Annotated in this window: 16 protein-coding genes; 4 read left to right on the top strand and 12 right to left on the bottom strand. The window is 64.0% G+C overall.

Features of this window, described 5'->3' with window-relative positions:
• Nucleotides 1–40: 40 nt before the first annotated feature.
• From P9875_RS18860 to araD, 10 genes are all read right to left on the bottom strand, one after another.
• Nucleotides 41–1495 (bottom strand): NAD-dependent succinate-semialdehyde dehydrogenase, encoded by a 1455-nt coding sequence (locus P9875_RS18860; RefSeq protein ID WP_278316264.1) that lies wholly within the window; start codon nucleotides 1493–1495, stop codon nucleotides 41–43.
• 30 nt (nucleotides 1496–1525) lie between these two features.
• Nucleotides 1526–2314 (bottom strand): SDR family NAD(P)-dependent oxidoreductase, encoded by a 789-nt coding sequence (locus P9875_RS18855; protein WP_278316263.1) that lies wholly within the window; start codon nucleotides 2312–2314, stop codon nucleotides 1526–1528.
• Between the two features lie 28 nt (nucleotides 2315–2342).
• The gene (locus tag P9875_RS18850) at nucleotides 2343–3251 is read right to left on the bottom strand and encodes an SMP-30/gluconolactonase/LRE family protein (protein WP_278316262.1); all 909 of its coding nucleotides are present in this window, start codon (nucleotides 3249–3251) and stop codon (nucleotides 2343–2345) included.
• Entirely contained in the window at nucleotides 3244–4140 is an 897-nt protein-coding gene (locus tag P9875_RS18845) for an aldose 1-epimerase (protein WP_278316261.1), read from the bottom strand. Before P9875_RS18845 ends, P9875_RS18850 begins: the two co-directional genes overlap by 8 nt.
• Before the next feature lie 9 nt (nucleotides 4141–4149).
• Complete coding sequence (locus P9875_RS18840) at nucleotides 4150–4980, bottom strand: carbohydrate ABC transporter permease (protein ID WP_034755232.1); 831 nt, start codon at nucleotides 4978–4980, stop codon at nucleotides 4150–4152.
• Nucleotides 4977–5891, bottom strand: a complete 915-nt coding sequence (locus P9875_RS18835; protein ID WP_176389274.1) for a carbohydrate ABC transporter permease — start codon at nucleotides 5889–5891, stop codon at nucleotides 4977–4979. Before P9875_RS18835 ends, P9875_RS18840 begins: the two co-directional genes overlap by 4 nt.
• A 76-nt stretch (nucleotides 5892–5967) precedes the next feature.
• Nucleotides 5968–7218, bottom strand: a complete 1251-nt coding sequence (locus P9875_RS18830) for an ABC transporter substrate-binding protein (RefSeq protein ID WP_035819750.1) — start codon at nucleotides 7216–7218, stop codon at nucleotides 5968–5970.
• 46 nt (nucleotides 7219–7264) lie between these two features.
• Entirely contained in the window at nucleotides 7265–8368 is a 1104-nt protein-coding gene (locus P9875_RS18825; RefSeq protein WP_278316260.1) for an ABC transporter ATP-binding protein, read from the bottom strand.
• Nucleotides 8369–8430: 62 nt separating this feature from the next.
• Nucleotides 8431–9243 (bottom strand): HpcH/HpaI aldolase family protein, encoded by an 813-nt coding sequence (locus P9875_RS18820; protein ID WP_278316259.1) that lies wholly within the window; start codon nucleotides 9241–9243, stop codon nucleotides 8431–8433.
• Nucleotides 9244–9284: 41 nt separating this feature from the next.
• Nucleotides 9285–10952 carry an L-arabinonate dehydratase gene (gene araD / locus P9875_RS18815; protein WP_254798439.1) on the bottom strand — a complete coding sequence of 556 codons (1668 nt, stop codon included), beginning with the start codon at nucleotides 10950–10952 and terminating at the stop codon, nucleotides 9285–9287.
• Between the two features lie 396 nt (nucleotides 10953–11348).
• On the opposite strand from araD, the gene P9875_RS18810 reads away from it, so the two are divergent.
• Nucleotides 11349–12383, top strand: a complete 1035-nt coding sequence (locus P9875_RS18810) for a LacI family DNA-binding transcriptional regulator (protein WP_278316258.1) — start codon at nucleotides 11349–11351, stop codon at nucleotides 12381–12383.
• 273 nt (nucleotides 12384–12656) lie between these two features.
• A complete protein-coding gene (gene metE / locus P9875_RS18805) occupies nucleotides 12657–14945 on the top strand; it encodes a 5-methyltetrahydropteroyltriglutamate--homocysteine S-methyltransferase (RefSeq protein WP_278316257.1) in 2289 nt (762 codons plus the stop codon).
• Nucleotides 14946–15135: 190 nt separating this feature from the next.
• Here the strand turns inward: metE and P9875_RS18800 are convergent, their stop codons facing one another.
• A complete protein-coding gene (locus P9875_RS18800; RefSeq protein WP_034755254.1) occupies nucleotides 15136–15324 on the bottom strand; it encodes a hypothetical protein in 189 nt (62 codons plus the stop codon).
• A 135-nt stretch (nucleotides 15325–15459) separates the two neighbouring features.
• Between P9875_RS18800 and P9875_RS18795 the strand changes: the two genes are divergently transcribed.
• Nucleotides 15460–16530: a transketolase-like TK C-terminal-containing protein gene (locus P9875_RS18795; RefSeq protein WP_278316256.1), complete on the top strand. Its 1071-nt coding sequence runs from the start codon at nucleotides 15460–15462 to the stop codon at nucleotides 16528–16530.
• Here P9875_RS18795 and P9875_RS18790 read toward each other — a convergent pair.
• Nucleotides 16527–17006 (bottom strand): MarR family winged helix-turn-helix transcriptional regulator, encoded by a 480-nt coding sequence (locus tag P9875_RS18790; protein ID WP_278316255.1) that lies wholly within the window; start codon nucleotides 17004–17006, stop codon nucleotides 16527–16529. The genes P9875_RS18795 and P9875_RS18790 overlap by 4 nt on opposite strands.
• Before the next feature lie 134 nt (nucleotides 17007–17140).
• On the opposite strand from P9875_RS18790, the gene aceE reads away from it, so the two are divergent.
• Complete coding sequence (gene aceE / locus P9875_RS18785; RefSeq protein ID WP_278316254.1) at nucleotides 17141–19816, top strand: pyruvate dehydrogenase (acetyl-transferring), homodimeric type; 2676 nt, start codon at nucleotides 17141–17143, stop codon at nucleotides 19814–19816.
• The last annotated feature ends 3 nt before the right edge of the window (nucleotides 19817–19819 follow it).

The raw sequence follows: 19819 nt of genomic DNA, 5'->3' as shown, positions 1-19819 counted from the left end.
GAGTATGCTTGCTGATCCCTGCCTTGCCTACATTAAATAATCAAATCCCTCCCATGCACAAATATTTGATATCGAGAAAGTCGTCCATGCCGTAATGCGAGCCTTCGCGGCCCATGCCCGAATGCTTGACGCCGCCGAATGGCGCCATTTCGTTGGCGATCATGCCCGTGTTGATGCCGACCATGCCCACTTCCAGTTCTTCGGCCACGCGCCAGACCCTGCCCAGGTCGCGGCTGTAGAAATAACCGGCCAGGCCGAATTGCGTGGCGTTGGCCATGGCGACGACTTCGTCTTCACTGTGGAAGCGGAACAGCGGCGCCAGCGGGGCGAAGGTTTCCTCGGTGGCCACCAGCATGTCGCTGTTCGCTTCCAGTACCACGCTGGGCTCGAAAAAGCTGCCGCCCAGCGCGTGGCGCTTGCCGCCGATGGCCAGCTTGCCGCCCTTGGCCAGCGCGTCGGCGATATGCTGCTCGATCTTGCGCACGGCGTTTTCATCGATCAGCGGGCCTTGCGTGACGCCAGCGTCCAGGCCATTGCCCAGTTTCAGCTCGGCCACCTTGGCCACGAGGCGGGCGGCGAAGTCATCGTAGATGCTGTCCTGCACGTAGATGCGGTTGGCGCACACGCAGGTCTGGCCGCTGTTGCGGTATTTCGACATCAGCACGCCTTCGACGGCCGCGTCGATGTCGGCATCGTCGAAAACGATGAAGGGCGCGTTGCCGCCCAGTTCCAGCGACAGCTTCTTGATGGTGCCGGCCGCCTCGCGCGACAGCCAGGCGCCCACTTCCGTCGATCCCGTAAACGTGATCTTGCGTACCAGGTCGTTGTGGCACAGTTCCGTGCCGATCGCCTGCGCGGCGCCCGTCACCACATTGAAGACGCCGGGCGGCACGCCGGCGCGCAGCGCCAGTTCGCCCAGGGCCAGGGCCGACAGCGGCGTTTGCGACGCCGGTTTCAGGACCATGCTGCAGCCGGCCGCCAGGGCGGGGCCGGCCTTGCGCGTGATCATGCCGTTCGGGAAATTCCACGGCGTGATGGCCGCGCACACGCCGATCGGCTGCTTGATGACCACGATGCGCTTGTCGTTCGACGGCGGCGCGATGACGTCGCCATACGCGCGCTTGCCTTCCTCGGCAAACCATTCCAGGTAGGCCGCGTTCGAGACGATCTCGCCCTTCGCTTCGGCCAGCGACTTGCCTTGCTCGCTGGTGAGGATCAGCGCCAGGTCGTCGGCGTGCTGCAAAATCAAGGCATGCCAGGCGCGCAGCACCGTGGCGCGCGCCTTCACGGTCTGCTTGCGCCACAGCCGGAAGGCCGCGTGCGAGGCGGCGATGGCGCGCCGCGTTTCGGCCGCGCCCATGCGCGGCACGGTGGCGATCACGTCGCCCGTGGCCGGGTTGGTGACATCGATGGTGGCGCCGTCATCGGCGTCGCACCAGGCGCCGTCGATCAGGCATTGCTGTTTCAACAGGCTTGCGTCTTGCAGGTTCAACATGAGGGTTCTCCTTGAATGGGGGGATGCGGCTTAACCCGCGACGGAAACTTGGGCCAGTCCCGCGTCGACGATGATGTTCTGGCCCGTGATGCCGTCCGAATCGTCGGCCGCGAGGAACAGGGCCGTGCGTGCCACGTGGCCCGCATCGAGCCGGTATTTCAGGCATTGCAGTTCGATGAAACGCCGGTCTTCTTCCGGATCGCGCCACAGCGCGGCCTGGCGGTCCGTGGCGATGGCGCCCGGCGCGATGGCGTTGACGCGGATATTCTTTTCGCCCAGCTCGCGCGCCAGGGTGCGCGACAGGCCCGCGATGCCCGCCTTGGACGTGGTGTAGCCGACCAGGTTGGGGCGCCCGCGCATCCATGAAATGGAGCCGAGGTTGATGATGGAGCCGCCGCCGGCGGCCGCCATGCCGGGCGCCACCTGCTGGATGGCGAACACGTGGTGTTTCAGGTTCAGGGCCAGGCAGTTGTCCCAGTACTCGGGCGTCAGTTCGGCCAGCGAATGGCGGTCGTCGCGGCCCGCGTTATTGAGCAGCACGCGGATGGCGCCAAAGCGCGCCTCGACGTCGGCCAGACTGGCCTGGTAGGCGGCGATGTCGCGGATGTCGCTGTACACGAAATGCGGCGCATGGCGGCACAGGGGCGCCAGGCGCGCGGCCAGGGCGGCGCTGGCGTCGCGGTCGATATCGCAAAAAGCCACTTGCGCGCCTTGCAGGGCGAAGTGTTCGACCATGGAAGCACCGATGCCGGAGCCGCCGCCGGAGACGAAGACCACGCGGTCCTGCAGGCTGGGGTAAAGAGTGATGTTGGCGTTCATGCTGTCCTCGGGAGGGTTGTGTGGGGTATCAATCCCGGTAAAGGGGTTCGGCGCGGCCTGCCACGTCCAAGCGCACGGCAAACAGGCCGCCGGCCTGCGGCTGGCGCGCCAGTTCATCGTCGCTTGCGCCTTCGCGCGCGCTGGTGATGTACAGGGTGCGCAGGTCGGCGCCGCCAAAGGCGATCATGGTGGGGCGCGCGACGGGCACGCGCACGATGCCGATGATCTCGCCCTGCGGCGAAAAGCGCAGCACCCGGCCGCCTTCGTACTGCGCGCTCCAGTAGCAGCCTTCCGCATCCAAAGCCGCGCCATCGGGGCGGCCGCCATACACGGCCTCTTCGCCTTTGACGGGGAGGCGGGCAAACACCTGGCGCTCGCCCACCTGGCCGCTGGCCGCGTCAAATGCGAAACGGTAGATCACGTGGTTTGGCGTATCGGACTGGAACAGGGATTTTCCATCTTCCGCGAAGGCGAGACCATTGCTGACTTTCACGCCAAGATCGTGTTGCGGTCCCCAGCCCAGGCGCGTGGCACCCCGTTCCAGGCAAAACATGGCAGCCAGTTCCGCCGTGCGCGGCTCATACATGGCGCCGGCCCAGAAACGCCCGGCGCTGTCGCAGCGGCCATCGTTGAAGCGCATGTTGCCGCTGTCGTACGGTGCATCGGCCAGCTTGTCGAGCAAGCCTTCCTGCGGATAGAAACGGTAGAAGCCGTCGCGCAGGGCCGCCACCAGGCCGCCCTTTTCAGCCAGGGCGATGCAGCCCGGCTCGCACGGCACCCACCAGACGCGGTCGAGGTTTGTCGCCGGATCGTAGCGGTGCAGACGTCGCCCGGCGATGTCGATCCAGTACAGGCATTGTTCGGCCACGCTCCACAGCGGACATTCGCCCAGCTGGGCGCGCGTGTCGAGCACGAGTTCGGCTTGCCATTCACGCATGCTGTTTCTCCGCAGTGTCTTCCATGGCCAGGCGCATGGCGATGTGCAGGCTCTCGCCGGGCGCCAGCAGGCGCATGCCCGTGGCGTGCGCGCCGCGCGCGGCCAGCGCGAACGCGTTATTCGCGTGCGTGACGGGTTCCAGCGCAATGAAGCCGCGCTCGTCGTTGGGCGCGAAGCAGACCAGGTGGCGGCAATTGTCGCTGGCCGACAGCTGCACGGCATAATCTCCGTAATCGAGGCTGGCGCGGCCCGTCCAGCCGCTGTAGCAATTGTCCGCCTGCCAGCCGGCCACCGGCTGCGGCGTGGCGAATGGCGACGCTTGCGCCACTGGTGCGAGGCCGGCCGGCAAGCGGTCGTCGCCCATGCTCCACACGCCATCCCATTGCGTTTGCAGGCGCAGGCCAGGCGCCAGCGGGAAGTAGGGGTGAAATCCCAGGCCGGCGGGCATGGCGCGCGTGTCGTCATTGCGCACCGATAAAGTCAGGCGCAGACCGGCATCGTCGAGCAGCACGGTTTGCTGCACCGTGCAGGCAAATGGCCAGTCCGCGTCGCCGCCATGCACGAGCAGCAGTTCGGCGCTGTCGCTTGTGCGCGCCGCCACGTGCCAGGCGCGCTGCCAGCCAAAGCCGTGGATGCTGTGCGGCTCGGGCGGGAAATTGGCGCGCAGCGCATACGTCTGTTCCGACGCCTGCAGCACGGCGTTGCCGATGCGGTTCGAATACGGCACCAAAGGATAGCAGGCCATCTGCCGCACGTCGGCAGCGGCCGGCGCGGCGCGCAGGATGTCGCGTCCGCGCCAGCGCAGCGCCGCCAGCGCGCCACCCGTGGCCGGGTGGACGTCGGCGCGGCAGTCGCCGTGCGCCAGGGTGAAGGGAGACTGGTGGTCCATGTCTTCGCCTTAGCCCTTCAAGCCGCCCGAGGTCAGGCCGCTGACGACCTTTTCCTGGAAGATCACGATCAGCACGACGATGGGCACGATGGCCACCACCAGCGCCGCCGAAATGATCGGCCACGGGAAGGCGAACTCGCCCTGGTACAGCTGGATGCCGACGGGCAGGGTGCGGTAAGCCACGGCCGAATTCATCGACAGCGCCAGCAGGAACTCATCCCAGGAATTGACGAACGCGAGGATGGCGGCCGTCGCCACGCCCGGCGCGGCCAGCGGCAGCACGATGCGCCACAGGGCGCTCAGGCGGGTGCAGCCGTCGAGCATGGCCGCATTCTCGATGTCGCGCGGAATATCCTGGAAAAAGCTCACCATCATCAGGGTGCAAATCGGCAGGTTCAGCACCGTGTACGGCAGCACGAGCGCCCAGTAGGAGTTCAGCAAGCCCAGGCTGCGCATGATTTCGAACAGCGGCACCATCAGGGTCACCAGCGGGAACATCGACACGCCGATGATGGCCGTCAGGATCAGGCCACGGAAACGCAGGCGCAAGCGGGCGATCGCGTACGCGGCCAGCGCGCTGATGAACAGGCTGAGCAGGGTCGACAGGCCGGCCACGATCAGGCTGTTGGTCAGGAACGTCAGCAGCGGCTGGTCCTGGAAGGCCGAGATGAAATTGCCGATGGTCGGTTCGTGCGGCCAGTAGGTGATCGGCTTTTGCGTCAGTTCGCTCTCGGTCTTCAGCGAGGTGAAAAGAATCCACAGGGCGGGAAAGACGCCGTTGAGGATGACGATCGCGGCGGCGAACCAGCGCAGGCGCTTCGATGAAAACAGGCCGCTCATTCTTTGTCTCCTCTTACATATTTCAGATACACAAACGTGGTGGCCATCGACAGCAGGAACATGAACACCGCCAGGGTCGAGCCGTAGCCCACGTCAAGGTAGTCCACCGTATTGGACTGGATGTACATGGCCAGGGTCTTGGTTTCATCGCCAGGGCCGGGCATGTTGTACGGAATATCGAAGGACTGGATGGCCGTCAAGGTGCGGAAGATCAGCGCCACCAGCATCGATGGCACCAAGAGCGGCAGGGTCACTTCCGTAAATTGCTTCCACTTGCTGGCGCCGTCCACTTCGGCCGCTTCATACAGCGAGGCGGGGATGGTTTGCAGGCCGGCCAGCAAAATCAGGGCCATGAACGACGAGGTTTTCCAGATGGTCGTGATGCAGATGGCGGCCATGGTCAGCGCGGGCGAGTTGAACCAGATTTGCGGTTCCCAGCCCAGGCCGGGGATCAGCAGGTCGATGCGGCGGATGATGTCGTTCACCAGGCCGTATTCGCTGTGGAAGAACCAGGCGAAGATCAGGCCGACGAAGGCCAGCGGCAAGGCCCACGGCAGCAGCAGCGCCAGGCGCACGGGCCAGCGGTATTTGAACGGCATGTTGGCCAGCATGGCCAGGCCCAGGCCCGCCACCAGCGCGCCAGGCACGGTGACGACGGTGATGATGATGGTGTTTTTCAAGGACTTCCAGAACAGGCTGTCTTCCAGCGCCATTTTGTAATTGTCCAGGCCCACGAAACTGGGCAGGCCGCCGCCGGACAGGCGGATGTCGAAAAAGCTGTTGTAGATCAGTTTGCTGACCGGGTAGGCCACGATCAGCAGTAAAAACAGAATCGCCGGCGTCAGCAGGACCCAGGCCAGCGTCGTTTCGCTGGGGTCCGTGATGCGGCTTTTCAGGGTGCGTTGCCTCATGATTTCCTCGTCTGTTGCGGTGTGCGTATGCGTGTGCCGCCCGGGCCGCCGTCGTGGCGGCACGGGCGCATGCCGGTTAGCGCAGGATGCGCTTGACCCGGTTTTCGATCTCGGCCACGCCGGCCGCCGGCGTCTTCACGCCCGCCATCACGGCATTCGTATTCACGCGCACGGCTTCGGACACTTCGCTGTAGCGCGGCGTGACGGGGCGCGAACGGGCGCTTTGCACCACCGGCAGGGCGTCGGCGAACCAGCCATTGACGGCCAGCACTTCCTTGTCCTGGTAGACGGATGGGTAGACGGGCAGGTTGGAGGCCTTGATGGCCAGCTGCTTCGACACTTCCGGACTCGACAGCCAGCGCACCAGCTTGGCCGACGCTTCCTTGTTCTTCGAGAACGAGGACACGGCCCACTGCCAGCCGCCGATGCACGAGGCAGGTTTGCCGCCCGCCATGGCCGGCAGGCTGACGACGCCGACTTTATCCTTCACGCTGCTGTCGGCGCCATCCTGGAAGTGGTTCCAGGCATAGCCCCAGTTGACGGCAAACAAGACATTACCCGCCTGGAATTCCTTGCGCGTGTCGTCGGTAGCCACTTCGGCAATGTTCTTTTTCGCCACGCCCTGGTCGACCAGCTTGCGCCACATGGCCAGGCCCGCTTCCGCCTTGGGCTTGTCCAGGGTCAGCTTGCCATTGGTGACCAGTTCGCCGCCCTGGCTCCAGTACGGCAACAGGAAAGTGCAGACGGCGCCTTCGATGGCCTTGCCCTGGAAGCTGATGCCTTGCAATTCCGGATTCTTTTCGCCGGCCTGGATGGTGCGCGCCACGGTGGCCAGCTCATCCCAGGTTTTCGGTGCCGCCAGCTTGTACTTGGCCAGCAAGTCCTTGCGGTAGTAGAGGAACATGGCGTCGGCAAAGGCGGGCAGGGCCACGACCTTGTTGTCGACCATATTCGCTTGCTTGTAGGCGGGCAGGTACTGGCCCATGATCTTGTCGCGGTCGGCGCCCAGGTATTTGTCCAGGCTTTCAATCCAGCCAGCCGAGGCATATTGCGCCGGGCGGATGATGTCGATCAGGAAGACGTCCAGGGTGGTGTCGCCGGCCGACAGCACCGTGTTCAGGTATTTCTGCTGCAATTCGGACGTGGCGCCGCCCGTTTCCAGGTCGATCTTGACGCCGGGATTGGCGGCCATGAATTTGGCGAACAGTTCGCGCATGACTTCGGGGCGCTCCTGGCCGCCGACGAAAACCTTGACCGTTTGCGCTTGCGCGCCGGTAGCGAGGACGAAAGTGGCGCCGAGCGCCAGGACGAGGGATTTGATGCGCATGATGTTTGTCTCCTGTTTTGGTATGGAAATGCCGCTTGTGCGCGGCTTATCGGGATGGCAGAACCGCGCCGCCCTGCGGATCGAACAGATGGAATTTCTCCATGTCCAGCTGTACCGTGACTTGCTGCCCTGGCGCCAGGGCAAACGTGGGCGGCAGGCGCGCCGTCAATTCGCCGCCTTCGCACTGGAAGATGACGAGGGTTTCCGCGCCCAGCGGCTCGACCACCACGACGGTCGCGGCCAGCGCGGCGCTGGCGGGACTGGCCGCTTCCAGGGTGATGTCTTCCGGGCGAATGCCGAATTCCACGGCGCGGCCGTCGAGCTTGCCGCAGGCAGCCTGGCGCTCGGCCGGCAGGGCCAGGCGGGCTGCGCCCAGCACGATCTCGGTCTGGCCGGCGCCATTGCGCGCCACCTTGGCACCGAGGAAGTTCATCGGCGGCGAGCCGGTGAAGCCGGCGACAAATTTCGACACGGGTTCGTTGTAGATCTGGTCCGGCGTGCCGACTTGCATGATGTTGCCGCCGGACAGCACGACGATGCGCTCGGCCAGGGTCATCGCTTCGACCTGGTCATGCGTGACGTAAATCGTGGTGGCGCCGATGCGGTGGTGCAGCTTCTTGATTTCCGTGCGCATTTCCGAGCGCAGCAGGGCGTCCAGGTTCGACAGCGGTTCATCGAACAGGAACAGCTTGGCCTGGCGCACGATGGCGCGGCCCATGGCCACGCGCTGGCGCTGGCCGCCGGACAGGGCGCGCGGCTTGCGGTCGAGCAAGTGGTCGATTTTCAGGATGGTGGCGGCGGCGCGCACGCGCTGTTCGATTTCCGCCTTGGGGAACTTGCGCAGCTTCAAGCCAAAGCCCAGGTTGTCGAACACGGACTTGTGCGGGTACAGCGCATAGTCCTGGAACACCATGGCGATGTCGCGCTCGCGCGGCGGCAGGTCGTTGACGACCTGCCCCTCGATGGAGATGGTGCCGCCCGTGATGGATTCGAGCCCAGCGACCATGCGCATCAGGGTGGACTTGCCGCAGCCCGATGGGCCGACGAAGACGACGAACTCGCCTTGCTTGATTTCCAGGTCGATGCCATGAATGACTTCGACGCCGTTGTCGTACTTCTTGACGACCTTTTCCAGTTTTACACCTGACATGCTTGTCTCCAAAAGATGCGAATGACGCGTCTGAGCGCGCTACGTGCGTTGCAACAAAATAATTAGTAGGCACCCGTGTCGAGGGCTTTCGCCAGCGACGGTTTCAGGGCCGTGATGAAGGCGTTGGCCTGGCGCATCATCATGCCCATGTCCGAGGCGATGGCCACGTAGTCATAGCCGTAATGGATGAAAGTGTGCACCATTTCCGGCGAAGGGCCGACAATGCCGATCGGTTTGCCTATGGCGCGGGCGCGGCGGGCAGCGTCGGCAATCGCCGCCTGCACGTCGGGATGGCCGATATTGCCGATATGGCCCATCGCGGCCGACAAGTCGCCGGGACCGACGAACAGGGCGTCGACGCCATCGATGGCGGCGATCTCTTCCAGCTGCGCCAGGGCGGCCGGCGTTTCCAGCTGGATAATCGAGAAGACGGCGCCGTTGGCGCGCGTGGCGTAGTCGGGCACGGTGCCATAGCGGCTGGCGCGGTGCATGGCGGCAAAACCGCGTGTGCCGGGAATGGCCTGGCCCGGCTGCGGATAGCGCGTGGCGGCCACGGCGCTGCGCGCTTCCGCCGCGTTTTCCACGAACGGGAACATCAGCGTTTGCGCGCCGATGTCGAGCGCGCGCTTGATCTGCACCAGGTCGTTCCAGGCCAGGCGCACGACGGGGCAGGCCGGCGTGCCGCCCACGGCTTGCAGGATCTGGTAGGCGTCCTGGTAGTCGATGGGCACGTGTTCCATGTCCAGCACCAGCCAGTCGAAGCCGGCGCAGCCCATGGCTTCGGCCGTGACGGGCGTGCCGGCCATCAGCCAGCTGCCCAGCGGTACTGCTTTGTCCGCCAGCAAGGCGCGGAAAGGGTTGTTCAAGATATCCATGTTGATCCTGTGCTCTCTATATATGTCGGAAGATGGCGGCGTCAGAAGATCGGCGGCTCGGGCGTGGCGGCGTTGCCCAGCAAGAAGTCGAGGTCGCAGCCCTGGTCGGCCTGGGTCACGTGTTCCATGTACAGCTTGGTGTAGCCGCGCGCATATTTTTGCGCGGGCGCCTGCCACTCGGCGCGGCGGCGCGCCAGTTCCTCGTCCGTCACATCCATGTTCAGGGTGCGCGCGGCGATGTCCAGCTCGATCATGTCGCCATTGCGCACCAGGGCCAGCGGGCCGCCCACGGCCGCTTCCGGCGTCACGTGCAATACGCAGGTGCCGTAGTGGGTGCCGCTCATGCGCGCGTCGGAGATGCGCACCATGTCGCGGATGCCCTGCTGCAGCAGTTTTTTCGGCACGGGCAGATTGCCCCATTCCGGCATGCCGGGCGCGCCGATGGGGCCGCCATTGCGCAGGATCAGCACCGTGTTTTCATCGATGTCGAGGTCGGGCGCATGGATTTGCGCCAGCATCTCCGCGTTCGAGTCGAACACGAGGGCGCGTCCCCGGTGTTTGGCGAACTTCGGATTGGCGGCCGACGGCTTGATGACGGCGCCGCCAGGGCACAGGTTGCCGCGCAGCACGGCCAGCGCCGCGCCGTCGGCCACCGGCTGCGACACCTTGCGGATGACGCTGTCGTCGAGGCAGACGGCGTCGGCGATGTTTTCGCCCAGGCTGCGGCCCGTGACCGTCAAGGCCGTCAAGTCCAGCTGCGGCGCGATTTCCTTGAGCAGGGCCGGCATGCCGCCCGCATAGAAGAAATCTTCCATCAGCTTGTCGCCGGACGGGAAGAGGTTGGCGATGACCGGTACTTTTTGCGCCATCGCATCCATTTCATCGAGCGACAGGGCCAGGCCGGCGCGCCCGGCGATGGCGACCAGGTGGATGGCCGCATTGGTCGAGCCGCCGAGCGCCATGTAGGCGGCCACACCGTTCGACAGCGCGGCGCGGGTGAAGAAGCGCGACGGCTTCAAGTCTTCCCACACCATGCCGACGATGCGCTCGCCGCATTGCGAGGCCATGCGCACGTGGTTGGCGTCCATGGCGGGAATGCTGGTGGCGCCCGGCAAGGTAAAACCCATCGCTTCGACGATGGACGTCATGGTCGAGGCCGTGCCCATGGTGTTGCAGGTGCCGGGCGAGCGCGTCATCTTCGCTTCGAGCTTGATCCACTCGGGCTTGGCGATGTCGCCGGCCACGTAGTCGTCCCAGAATTTCTTGGTGTGCGTACCCGCGCCCACGCTCTGGCCGCGGTAGCGGTCGTTGAGCATGGGGCCGGCAGGGCAGAAAATGGCGGGGATGTCCATGCTGATGGCGCCCATCAGCATGCCGGGTGTCGTCTTGTCGCAGCCGCCGAGCAGCACGGCGCCGTCGATCGGCAGCGAGCGCAGCAGTTCTTCCGTTTCCATGGCAAGGAAGTTGCGGTAGATCATGGTCGTGGGCTTGACCATCACTTCGCCCAAGGACAGGGCTGGCAGCTCGACGGGGAAGCCGCCGGCCAGCAGGATGCCGCGCTTGACGGCTTCGGCCCGTTCGCGCAGGTGCGAGTGGCACGGCGACAGGTCGCTCCAGGTATTGATGATGGCGATGACGGGGCGGTCGAGGAATTCCTCGCGGCGCAAGCCCATCTGCTGCAGGCGCTGGCGGTGGGCGAACGAGCGCATGTCGTCTGGGGCCAGCCAGCGCTGGCTGCGCAGGGATTCCAGCGTGCGGCGGGAGGTAGCGGAGCTCAATGTGTGTCCTTTTTGGTTGCCTGGCGCGCTGCGTATGGCGTTCCAGTGCTGCTGTCTCGGGTCTTGCTCTTGGCCTTTGTTAGCGCTAACATTGCAAGTACAGCGAAATATAATTTGAATCGCGGGGGGCTGTCAACAGATTTAATGCAGGGTGCAGGCGCGCAGCCCTTACACTATCGGCATGATTTCATTGACGCCAATTTCCAGGGTGGAATTTATGCGGCCCAGCCGAAGAGCCGTAAAGCACCGGCGTTACGCTGGCGTCCCCCGTGCGCCCGGCCATGGCATGATGCGTGGTGATCACCGATTTTTGAGAAGGCAGTACCCATGAACGACCCAGTACGCAAGCGGCGTGGCCTCGGCCGCAGCACCGTGTTCGATGTGGCCAAATTGGCACAGACCTCGGCCATTTCCGTGTCGCGCTATTTCAAGGAGCCGGACCGCGTGTCGCAGGAAACACGCGAGCGCATCAAGAGCGCCATCGACCAGCTCGGCTATATCCGCAACGAGGCGGCCGGCGGCCTGGCCTCGACCCAGGGCCGCATCGTGGGCGCCATCGTGCCCAGCGTGTCGAACTCCATCTTTGCGGAAACCATCCAGGGCTTGTCGACCACCTTGTCGCAGCACAATTACCAATTGCTGCTGGCCACCCACGATTACTCGATCGAGACGGAAGAAAAAGTCGTGCGCGCCTTTCTCGGCTGGTCGCCGCGCGCGCTGGTGCTGACGGGCGCCGACCACAGCGCCGCCACGGAAACCCTGCTGGCGGGCTTGCAGATTCCCGTCATCGAAACGTGGGATATCCGCCCCGAGCGGCCGTATCCGCAGATCGGCTTTTCGCACATCGCCACGGGGCGCGACATGACCTTGTACCTGCACGCGCAAGGCTACCGGCGCATCGTGTATGTGGACAGCGGCATCGGCAGCGATTTCCGCGCCCGCAAGCGGGCCCAGGGCTATGAAGAAACCATGCGGCAGCTTGGTTTGCGTGTGGACATCGTGCAAGCGTCGGTGACGGCGCCGCTCGATGCGGGCGGGCAAGTGTTCAGCGAGCAAATGACGCGCGCCGAACGACCCGACGCCCTGTTTTTTGCCAACGACAACATGGCTGCCGGCGCCATCTATGAAGCGGCGCGCCTGGGCATCCGTATCCCCGAGCAATGCGCGGTGGCCGGCTTTGGCGACTTCCCGTTCTCGGAAAAACTCATGCCGGCGCTGACGACGATACGCGTGCCGCGCTATGACATCGGCCGCCTGGCCGCGCAAGCCATCCTGCAGCGCCTGGGCGAAGTGGACGAGGGCGCCGCGTCACCGGCCTTGGCGCCGCTGTCCTACGAGCTGATCGCTCGGGCCAGCGCCTGACGGCCACTGTCAGGGGCAGATATTGATGAATCATATTTCCATCATCACAACATGCAATTGGATGGATATGCTGCGATGCGGCATCATGCACTTGTCTCCTCTACTTCCTCACAGGAATTAGATTCAGCCCGCTCCCGTAGCGGGCTTTTTTTTTGCCTGTGCCCGTCTGCGCTTCTATGAATATTGCTAATGGATGTATGAAGTTTTACCATTATTTTTCATGGATGAAAGCCTCTATGATGTCTCCATACTTCATCAGGAGGAACTACCGCCATGACCGTCACGACACATAACTTGGGCTATCCGCGCATCGGCGCCAAACGGGAATTGAAATTCGCCCTGGAAGACTACTGGAAGGGCCAAAGCAGCCTGGACGCGCTGGAAGGCCATGGCGCGGACTTGCGCCAGCGCCACTGGCAAGACCAGAGCGGGCTGGACCTGGCGCCCGTCGGTGACTTTTCCTTTTACGACCAGGTGCTGGACCTGAGTTTTACCCTGGGTAACTTGCCGCAGCGCGTGCGCGGCCGGGAAGGCGCGGCGCTCGACAACTATTTCCGCGTGGCCCGCGGCCGCTCGGCCAGCGACAGCGATTGCAGCTGCGTCCACGCCGGCGAAATGACGAAATGGTTCGACACCAATTATCACTACATCGTGCCGGAATTTTCGGCCGGGACGCAGTTCAAGCTCGACAGCAGCCGTTTGCTGCGGCAACTGGCTCAAGCGCGTCAATTGAGCGTCAAGGCCAAGCCCGTGCTGATCGGCCCCGTCACCTATCTGTGGCTGGGCAAGGCCAAGGATGATTCCGACAAGCTGGCGCTGCTGCAAGGCTTGCTGCCCATCTACGTGCAACTGTTGCAGGAACTGGCGGCCCAGGGCGTGGAATGGGTGCAGATTGATGAACCCATCCTCGTCACGGAACTGGACGGCGCCTGGCAGCAGGCGCTGGTCACGGCCTACGATGCCTTGAGCAAGGTCAAGAACGTCAAGCTGCTGCTGGCCACGTATTTCGGCAAGCTGCAAGACAATCTGGCACTGGCGTGCAAATTGCCCGTGCAAGGCTTGCATCTTGACGCCATCAACGCCCGCGAGGAAGTGGCGCAGGTGATGGCCCAATTGCCCGCCAGCAGCGTGCTGTCGCTGGGCGTCGTAAATGGCCGCAATATCTGGAAGACGGATTTGAATGAGGTGCTGGCATGGCTGGAACCCGTGCACGCCAGCCTGCAATCGCGGCTGTGGATCGCCCCGTCGTGCTCCTTGCTGCACGTGCCCGTCGACCTGGACAGTGAACAAAAGCTCGATACAGATATCAAATCCTGGCTGGCCTTTGCCCGTCAAAAGCTCGATGAAGTGCACACCCTGGCTGGCGCGCTGAACCAGGGCCGCGCCTCCGTGCAGGCGGCACTCGATGCCAATCATGCGGCCGTGCAAGCACGCCGCCAGTCGCCGCGCGTGCATAATCCCGACGTGAAAGCGGCCGTGGCCCGCATCGACGCCAGCCTGGGCCAGCGCGCCGGCAGCTATGCCGAACGTGCCGCCAAGCAAGCTGCGCTGCTGCAACTGCCCGCGTACCCAACGACAACCATCGGCTCCTTCCCGCAGACGGCGGAAATCCGCCAGGCCCGCAGCCAGTTCCGCAGCGGCCAGCTCGATGCAGCCAGCTACAAAAAACTGATGCAGGCGGAAATCGCCCATTGCGTCCAGGAACAGGAAACCCTGGGCCTGGACGTCTTCGTGCACGGCGAAGCGGAACGCAACGACATGGTGGAATACTTCGGCGAACAGCTCGACGGCTACGCCTTCAGCCAGTTTGGCTGGGTGCAATCGTACGGTTCGCGCTGCGTGAAGCCGCCCATTTTGTTCGGCGACATCAGCCGTCCGCGCGCCATGACGGTCGAGTGGAGCACCTACGCCCAGTCGCTGACGGACAAGCCGATGAAAGGCATGCTGACGGGCCCCGTCACTATCCTGAACTGGTCCTTCGTGCGCGACGATCAGCCCCGTTCCGTGTCGTGCTACCAGCTGGCGCTGGCCATCCGCGCCGAAGTGCAGGATCTGGAACAGGCCGGCATCCGCGTGATCCAGATCGACGAGGCGGCATTGCGCGAAGGCTTGCCGCTGCGCAAATCGCAATGGGCCGAGTACCTGCGCTGGGCCGTGGAATCGTTCCGCATCACGGCCAATGGCGTGGCCGATGAAACGCAGATCCACACGCACATGTGCTATTCGGAATTCAACGACATCATCGCGCAGATCGCCGGCATGGATGCGGACGTGATCACGATCGAAACGTCGCGCTCCGACATGGAATTGCTGGACGCCTTCGATGATTTCAACTATCCGAACGACATCGGCCCTGGCGTCTACGATATCCACTCGCCGAATATTCCTGCCCAGGAACAAATGGTAAAACTGATGCGCAAGGCGGCCGAGCGCATCCCCGCCCAGCGCCTGTGGGTCAACCCCGATTGCGGCTTGAAAACGCGCGGCTGGAAAGAAGTCATACCCGCGCTGGCCAACATGGTGGCGGCCGCGAAAACCTTGCGCGGCGACGCCGTGGCATAAGGATGGCAGGGGCAGGGGAGGCCGCTATGGCTGAGATATAGAACAATCGTATTTCTGTCATCACAACATGCAATTGGATAATGATGCTGCGATGCGGCATCATGCATCTGTCTCCTCTACTTCCTCACAGGAATTAGATTCAGCCCGCTTCCGTAGCGGGCTTTTTTTTGCCCGCGTCGTACGTGGTCCGCTACAGCACATTCGCCGCGACGGCCGAACTGTAGTTGCGCGCCAGTGCCGCGATGATGGCGGCCATCGCCTGCGGGTTGTCGGTGGTGCCGAAATGCGCGGCATACAGGCGCTTGGCCGCCTCGACTTGCGCGTTCGTCAGTTTCACGGCGTAGGCCATGCGCACGGTTTCAGGATTGTTCAGCGTCATTTTTCACCTCGAAGACAGGAATGTCGGTTGGCCCGCGTCCCTTGCTCGCGCAAAGGATTGCAACTACAATCGTTGCATTTGCAATCGTATAGGCTATGTCTGCCTTGCGCAAGCGTTGTTGAAACAGGAGCCTTCATGCATTCTTCCCCTTCTTCTCCGCCGTTGGACGCCGCGCGCGACGCCGCTCAAGCCTGCCTGGCCGCGCTGGCGGCAGCGCCGGCGTTGCCGTTGCGGCAGGTTTCGCCGCGCCGCGCTCTGGGCGCCATGGCGGGCAGCTTGCAGACGGGCCCGGGTGCGGCGAATGCCATCCGCGTCGTGCGCGCGGAAGTGACGCACCGGCATGATGATGCCTGGAATGTGACGGCGTCCGCCAGTGCCTGGCCGCTGCGCTATGGCGCCGACAAACCGTTGCTGTATCTGTGCCGTCCCGCTTCGGTTCAGGCACTGAGTGGCGTGCTGGTCGATGCGCGCGAGCGTGGCATCGTTTGCAGCGATGCGGAAACGCAATCTTCTCGCTGGCCGAAAGGCGTGCAGCCGGCGCTGCCCGCCTGGCTGGCCGCGCAGCACAATTGCATGCCCTTCGACCCGGCGACGGGCGAGGAAGTACGCGCCATCCTGCGCGCGGCACTGGAAACGCTGTATGTGGAACAGCAGCCAGGTTATTACTACCTGGCCATACATGATGCGGATGCGGTGGCGGCGCCCTTGTCGGATGCCGATGCGGCAGCGGCCAGCCTGGGCATGTACCGCGTGTCGCCGCTGAGCCCTGAGCCATGCCGGGTGCGTCTGTGCGGGGCGGGAACGATGCTGGCCGTCGTTGCTGATGCCGCCCGCTTGCTGCAGGAGGACTGGGATATTGCCGCGCAAGTGTGGAGTTGCCCCAGCTACACCCGCCTGGCGCGCGATGCGCAGGCGGCGGAGCAGTGGAACCTGTGTCACCCGCGCGCCATTCCAAGACTGGCCCATGTGCGGCGCTGCCTCGATGACAGCGCCGCGCCCGTCATCGCCGTTACCGGCTATGGGCAGCACATCGCGGGCCAGATCGGCGGCCATGTGCGCGGGCGTTTCATCGCCGTCGGCGCTGACGCCATGATGGAGGTCAGCGCGCCATGGCTGGCCGTCACCGCCTTGAAAGCCCTGGCCGACGACGGCGCGCTGCCCCTGCAGTTCGTCGAGTACGCGCTGCGGCGCTACGCCTTGGTCTAAACCTTGCCCTGGCCTGCGTTGCGTGCCGCCTCGGCGGCGCGCACGAGGGCGGCGCTGAAGTCTTGCTGACCGCCGTTGTCAAATTGCGCCAGGAACAGGTCGGCCACCGTGGCCTGGTAGACGGCCCACATTTGCTTGCGCAGGATTTTTCCTTCTTCCGTGATGGAAACGAAGGCGGCGCGCCCGTCTTCCATCGACCGCGTGCGCGTCACCAGCCGGTCCGTTTCCAGCTTGTCCACCAGACGCGTCAGGTTGTAGCGTTCGATGGCCAGCGCGTCGGCCAGTTCGTGCATGCGGCGCGAACCGTCGGGGCCGCTTTCGAGTCCCCACAGCACGTCATACCACGCATAGACGGGCAGCTTGGCCGCCGCCAGGCGGCGTTCGATCTCGCGGATCATCAAACGGTGCGTACGCACGAATGAAAACCACAGGTCGGGCGCGGGGGGCGAGCCAATTTCAGGCGCAGTTTCAGACATCGGTATTCCTCCAGATCAATCACAGTTGCAAATGCAATTATAGCGCTATACAATGGCCGGCATAACGATTGCAAATGCAATGATTGCAGTAGCAATCGATCATGACGATGTATGCCCACCCTCAGGAGACTGCCATGACCCCATCCCTCGCCGTACCCGATATCGATCCGCAAGAAACCAAAGAATGGCTGGAGGCGATGCAGGCCGTCGTCGCCGTGGAAGGGCGCCCGCGCGCCCATTACCTGATCGACCAGCTCGTCGATATTGATGCCGCGCAGCACGGCGGCATGCACGGCCGCGTCACCACCGCCTATGCCAACAGCATCGCCACGGCGCGCCAGCCCGCTTATCCGGGCGACCTGGCCATCGAGCGCCGCCTGAATGCCTACATCCGCTGGAATGCGATGGTGATGGTGCTGCGCGCGGCCAAACACTCGAACGTGGGCGGCCACATTGCGACTTACCAGTCGGCGGCCGTGCTGTATGACGTCGGCTTCAGCCATTTCTTCCGTGGCCATACGGATCAGTTTGCCGGCGACCTGGTCTACATCCAGGGCCATTCCGCGCCCGGCATCTATGGCCGCGCCTATCTGGAAGGCCGCATCACGGAAGCGCAGCTGGACAATTACCGCCGCGAAGCGGGGCGCGAGGGTTTGTCGTCGTATCCGCATCCCCGGCTGATGCCCGACTTCTGGCAATTTCCCACCGTCTCCATGGGACTGGGACCGCTGACGGCCGCCTACCAGGCCCGTTTCATGCGCTACCTCGAGTACCGCGACTTGAAGCCGCACCAGGGCCGCAAGGTGTGGGCTTTCCTTGGCGACGGCGAGATGGACCAGCCGGAATCGCTGGCCGCCATTTCCCTGGGCGGTCGCGAGCGCCTCGATAACCTGATCTTTGTCGTCAACTGCAACCTGCAGCGTCTGGATGGTCCCGTGCGCGGCAACAGCAAGGTCATCCAGGAACTGGAGGGCACCTTCCGCGCGGCGGGCTGGCATGTCATCAAGGTCATCTGGGGCAGCGGCTGGGATGCTTTATTGCAGAGCGACACGAGCGGCTTGTTGCGCCAGCGCATGATGGAATGCGTGGACGGCGATTACCAGACCTTCAAATCGCAGAATGGCGCGTACGTGCGCGAGCATTTCTTTGGCAAGTATCCGGAACTGCTGGCGCTGGTGGCGCACATGTCGGACGACGACATCTGGAAGCTCACGCGCGGCGGCCACGACCCGGAGAAAGTGCACGCCGCGTATGCCGAGGCCATGCGCACGCCGGGCCGTCCCACCGTGATCCTGGCCAAGACCGTCAAGGGCTTCGGCATGGGCGAGGCAGGCGAAGGGCAGAACATCAACCATCAGCTGAAAAAGATGAGCGTCGACGCCGTGCGCGCGTTCCGCGACCGCTTCGCGCTGCCCGTCAGCGATGCCCAGCTGGAAGAAATGCCCTACCTGAAACCGGCGCCGGACAGCGAGGAAGCGCGCTATTTCGCCGCGCGCCGGGCACAGCTGGGCGGCTACATTCCCGCCCGCATCAGCAAGGTGGCGCCCTTGCCCATACCGCCGCTGTCCGCCTTCGCTACCCAGCTCAAGGATAGTGGCGAGCGGGGCGCGTCCACCACCATGGCCTTTGTGCGCATCCTCGGTACCCTGCTGAAAGATCCCGCCTTGAGCAAGATCATCGTGCCCATCGTGCCCGATGAATCGCGCACGTTTGGCATGGAAGGCCTGTTCCGCCAGATCGGCATCCATTCCTACCTGGGCCAGCTGTACACGCCGCAGGATGCGGGCCAGCTCAGCTATTACAAGGAAGCCAAGGATGGGCAAATATTGCAGGAAGGCATCAACGAATCGGGCGCCATTTCCTCCTGGATCGCCGCTGGCACGTCGTACAGCAACCATGGCCTGGCCACCATTCCGTTCTACATCTTCTATTCGATGTTCGGCTTGCAGCGCGTGGGCGACCTGGCGTGGGCGGCGGCCGATGCCCGCACGCGCGGCTTCTTGCTGGGCGCCACGTCGGGCCGCACGACACTGATGGGGGAGGGACTCCAGCACGACGATGGCCACAGCCATGTGCTGTCGTCCGTGATTCCCAACTGTATTTCCTACGATCCTACCTATGCCTACGAGCTGGCCGTCATCATCCACGACGGCATGCGCCGCATGTTTGCCGAGCAAGAGGATATTTTCTATTACATCACCTTGCTCAACGAAAACTATTCGCACCCGGCCATGCCGGCAGGCGCCGAGGCGGGCATCTTGCAGGGCCTGTATCTGCTGCAGGAAAGCCCGGCAGCACTCACGGCAACCACGCCGCGCGTGCAGCTGATGGGCAGCGGCTCCATCCTGCGCGAAGTGCAGGCCGCCAGCGTGCTGCTGCAGCAGGATTTCGGCGTGGCGGCCGACGTGTGGAGCGCCACCAGCCTGACGCAAGTGCGGCGCGACGGCCTGGCCGTGCAGCGCTGGAACATGCTGCACCCGGACAGTGAGCCGCGCGTGCCGTATATCGCGCAATGCCTGGCTGGCCGGCAAGGCCCGGTGGTGATCGCCACCGATTACATGAAGATCGTGGCCGACCAGGTGCGCCCGTTCGTGCACGACCGGCGTTTCGTTGCCCTGGGCACGGATGGCTTCGGCCGCTCCGATACGCGCGAATCCTTGCGCACCTTTTTTGAAGTGGACCGTCATTTCATCGTGCTGGCCGCCCTGACGGCGCTGGCCGATGGGGGCCAGCTGCCGCGCAGCAAGATTGGCGTAGCCATCGCCAGATACGGCATCGACGTGGAAAAACTCGATCCCGCGTCCGTGTAACTT

This window comes from Janthinobacterium rivuli, from assembly GCF_029690045.1.
Classification (GTDB): domain Bacteria; phylum Pseudomonadota; class Gammaproteobacteria; order Burkholderiales; family Burkholderiaceae_D; genus Janthinobacterium; species Janthinobacterium rivuli.
This window is presented reverse-complemented; position numbering and strand designations above follow the sequence as displayed.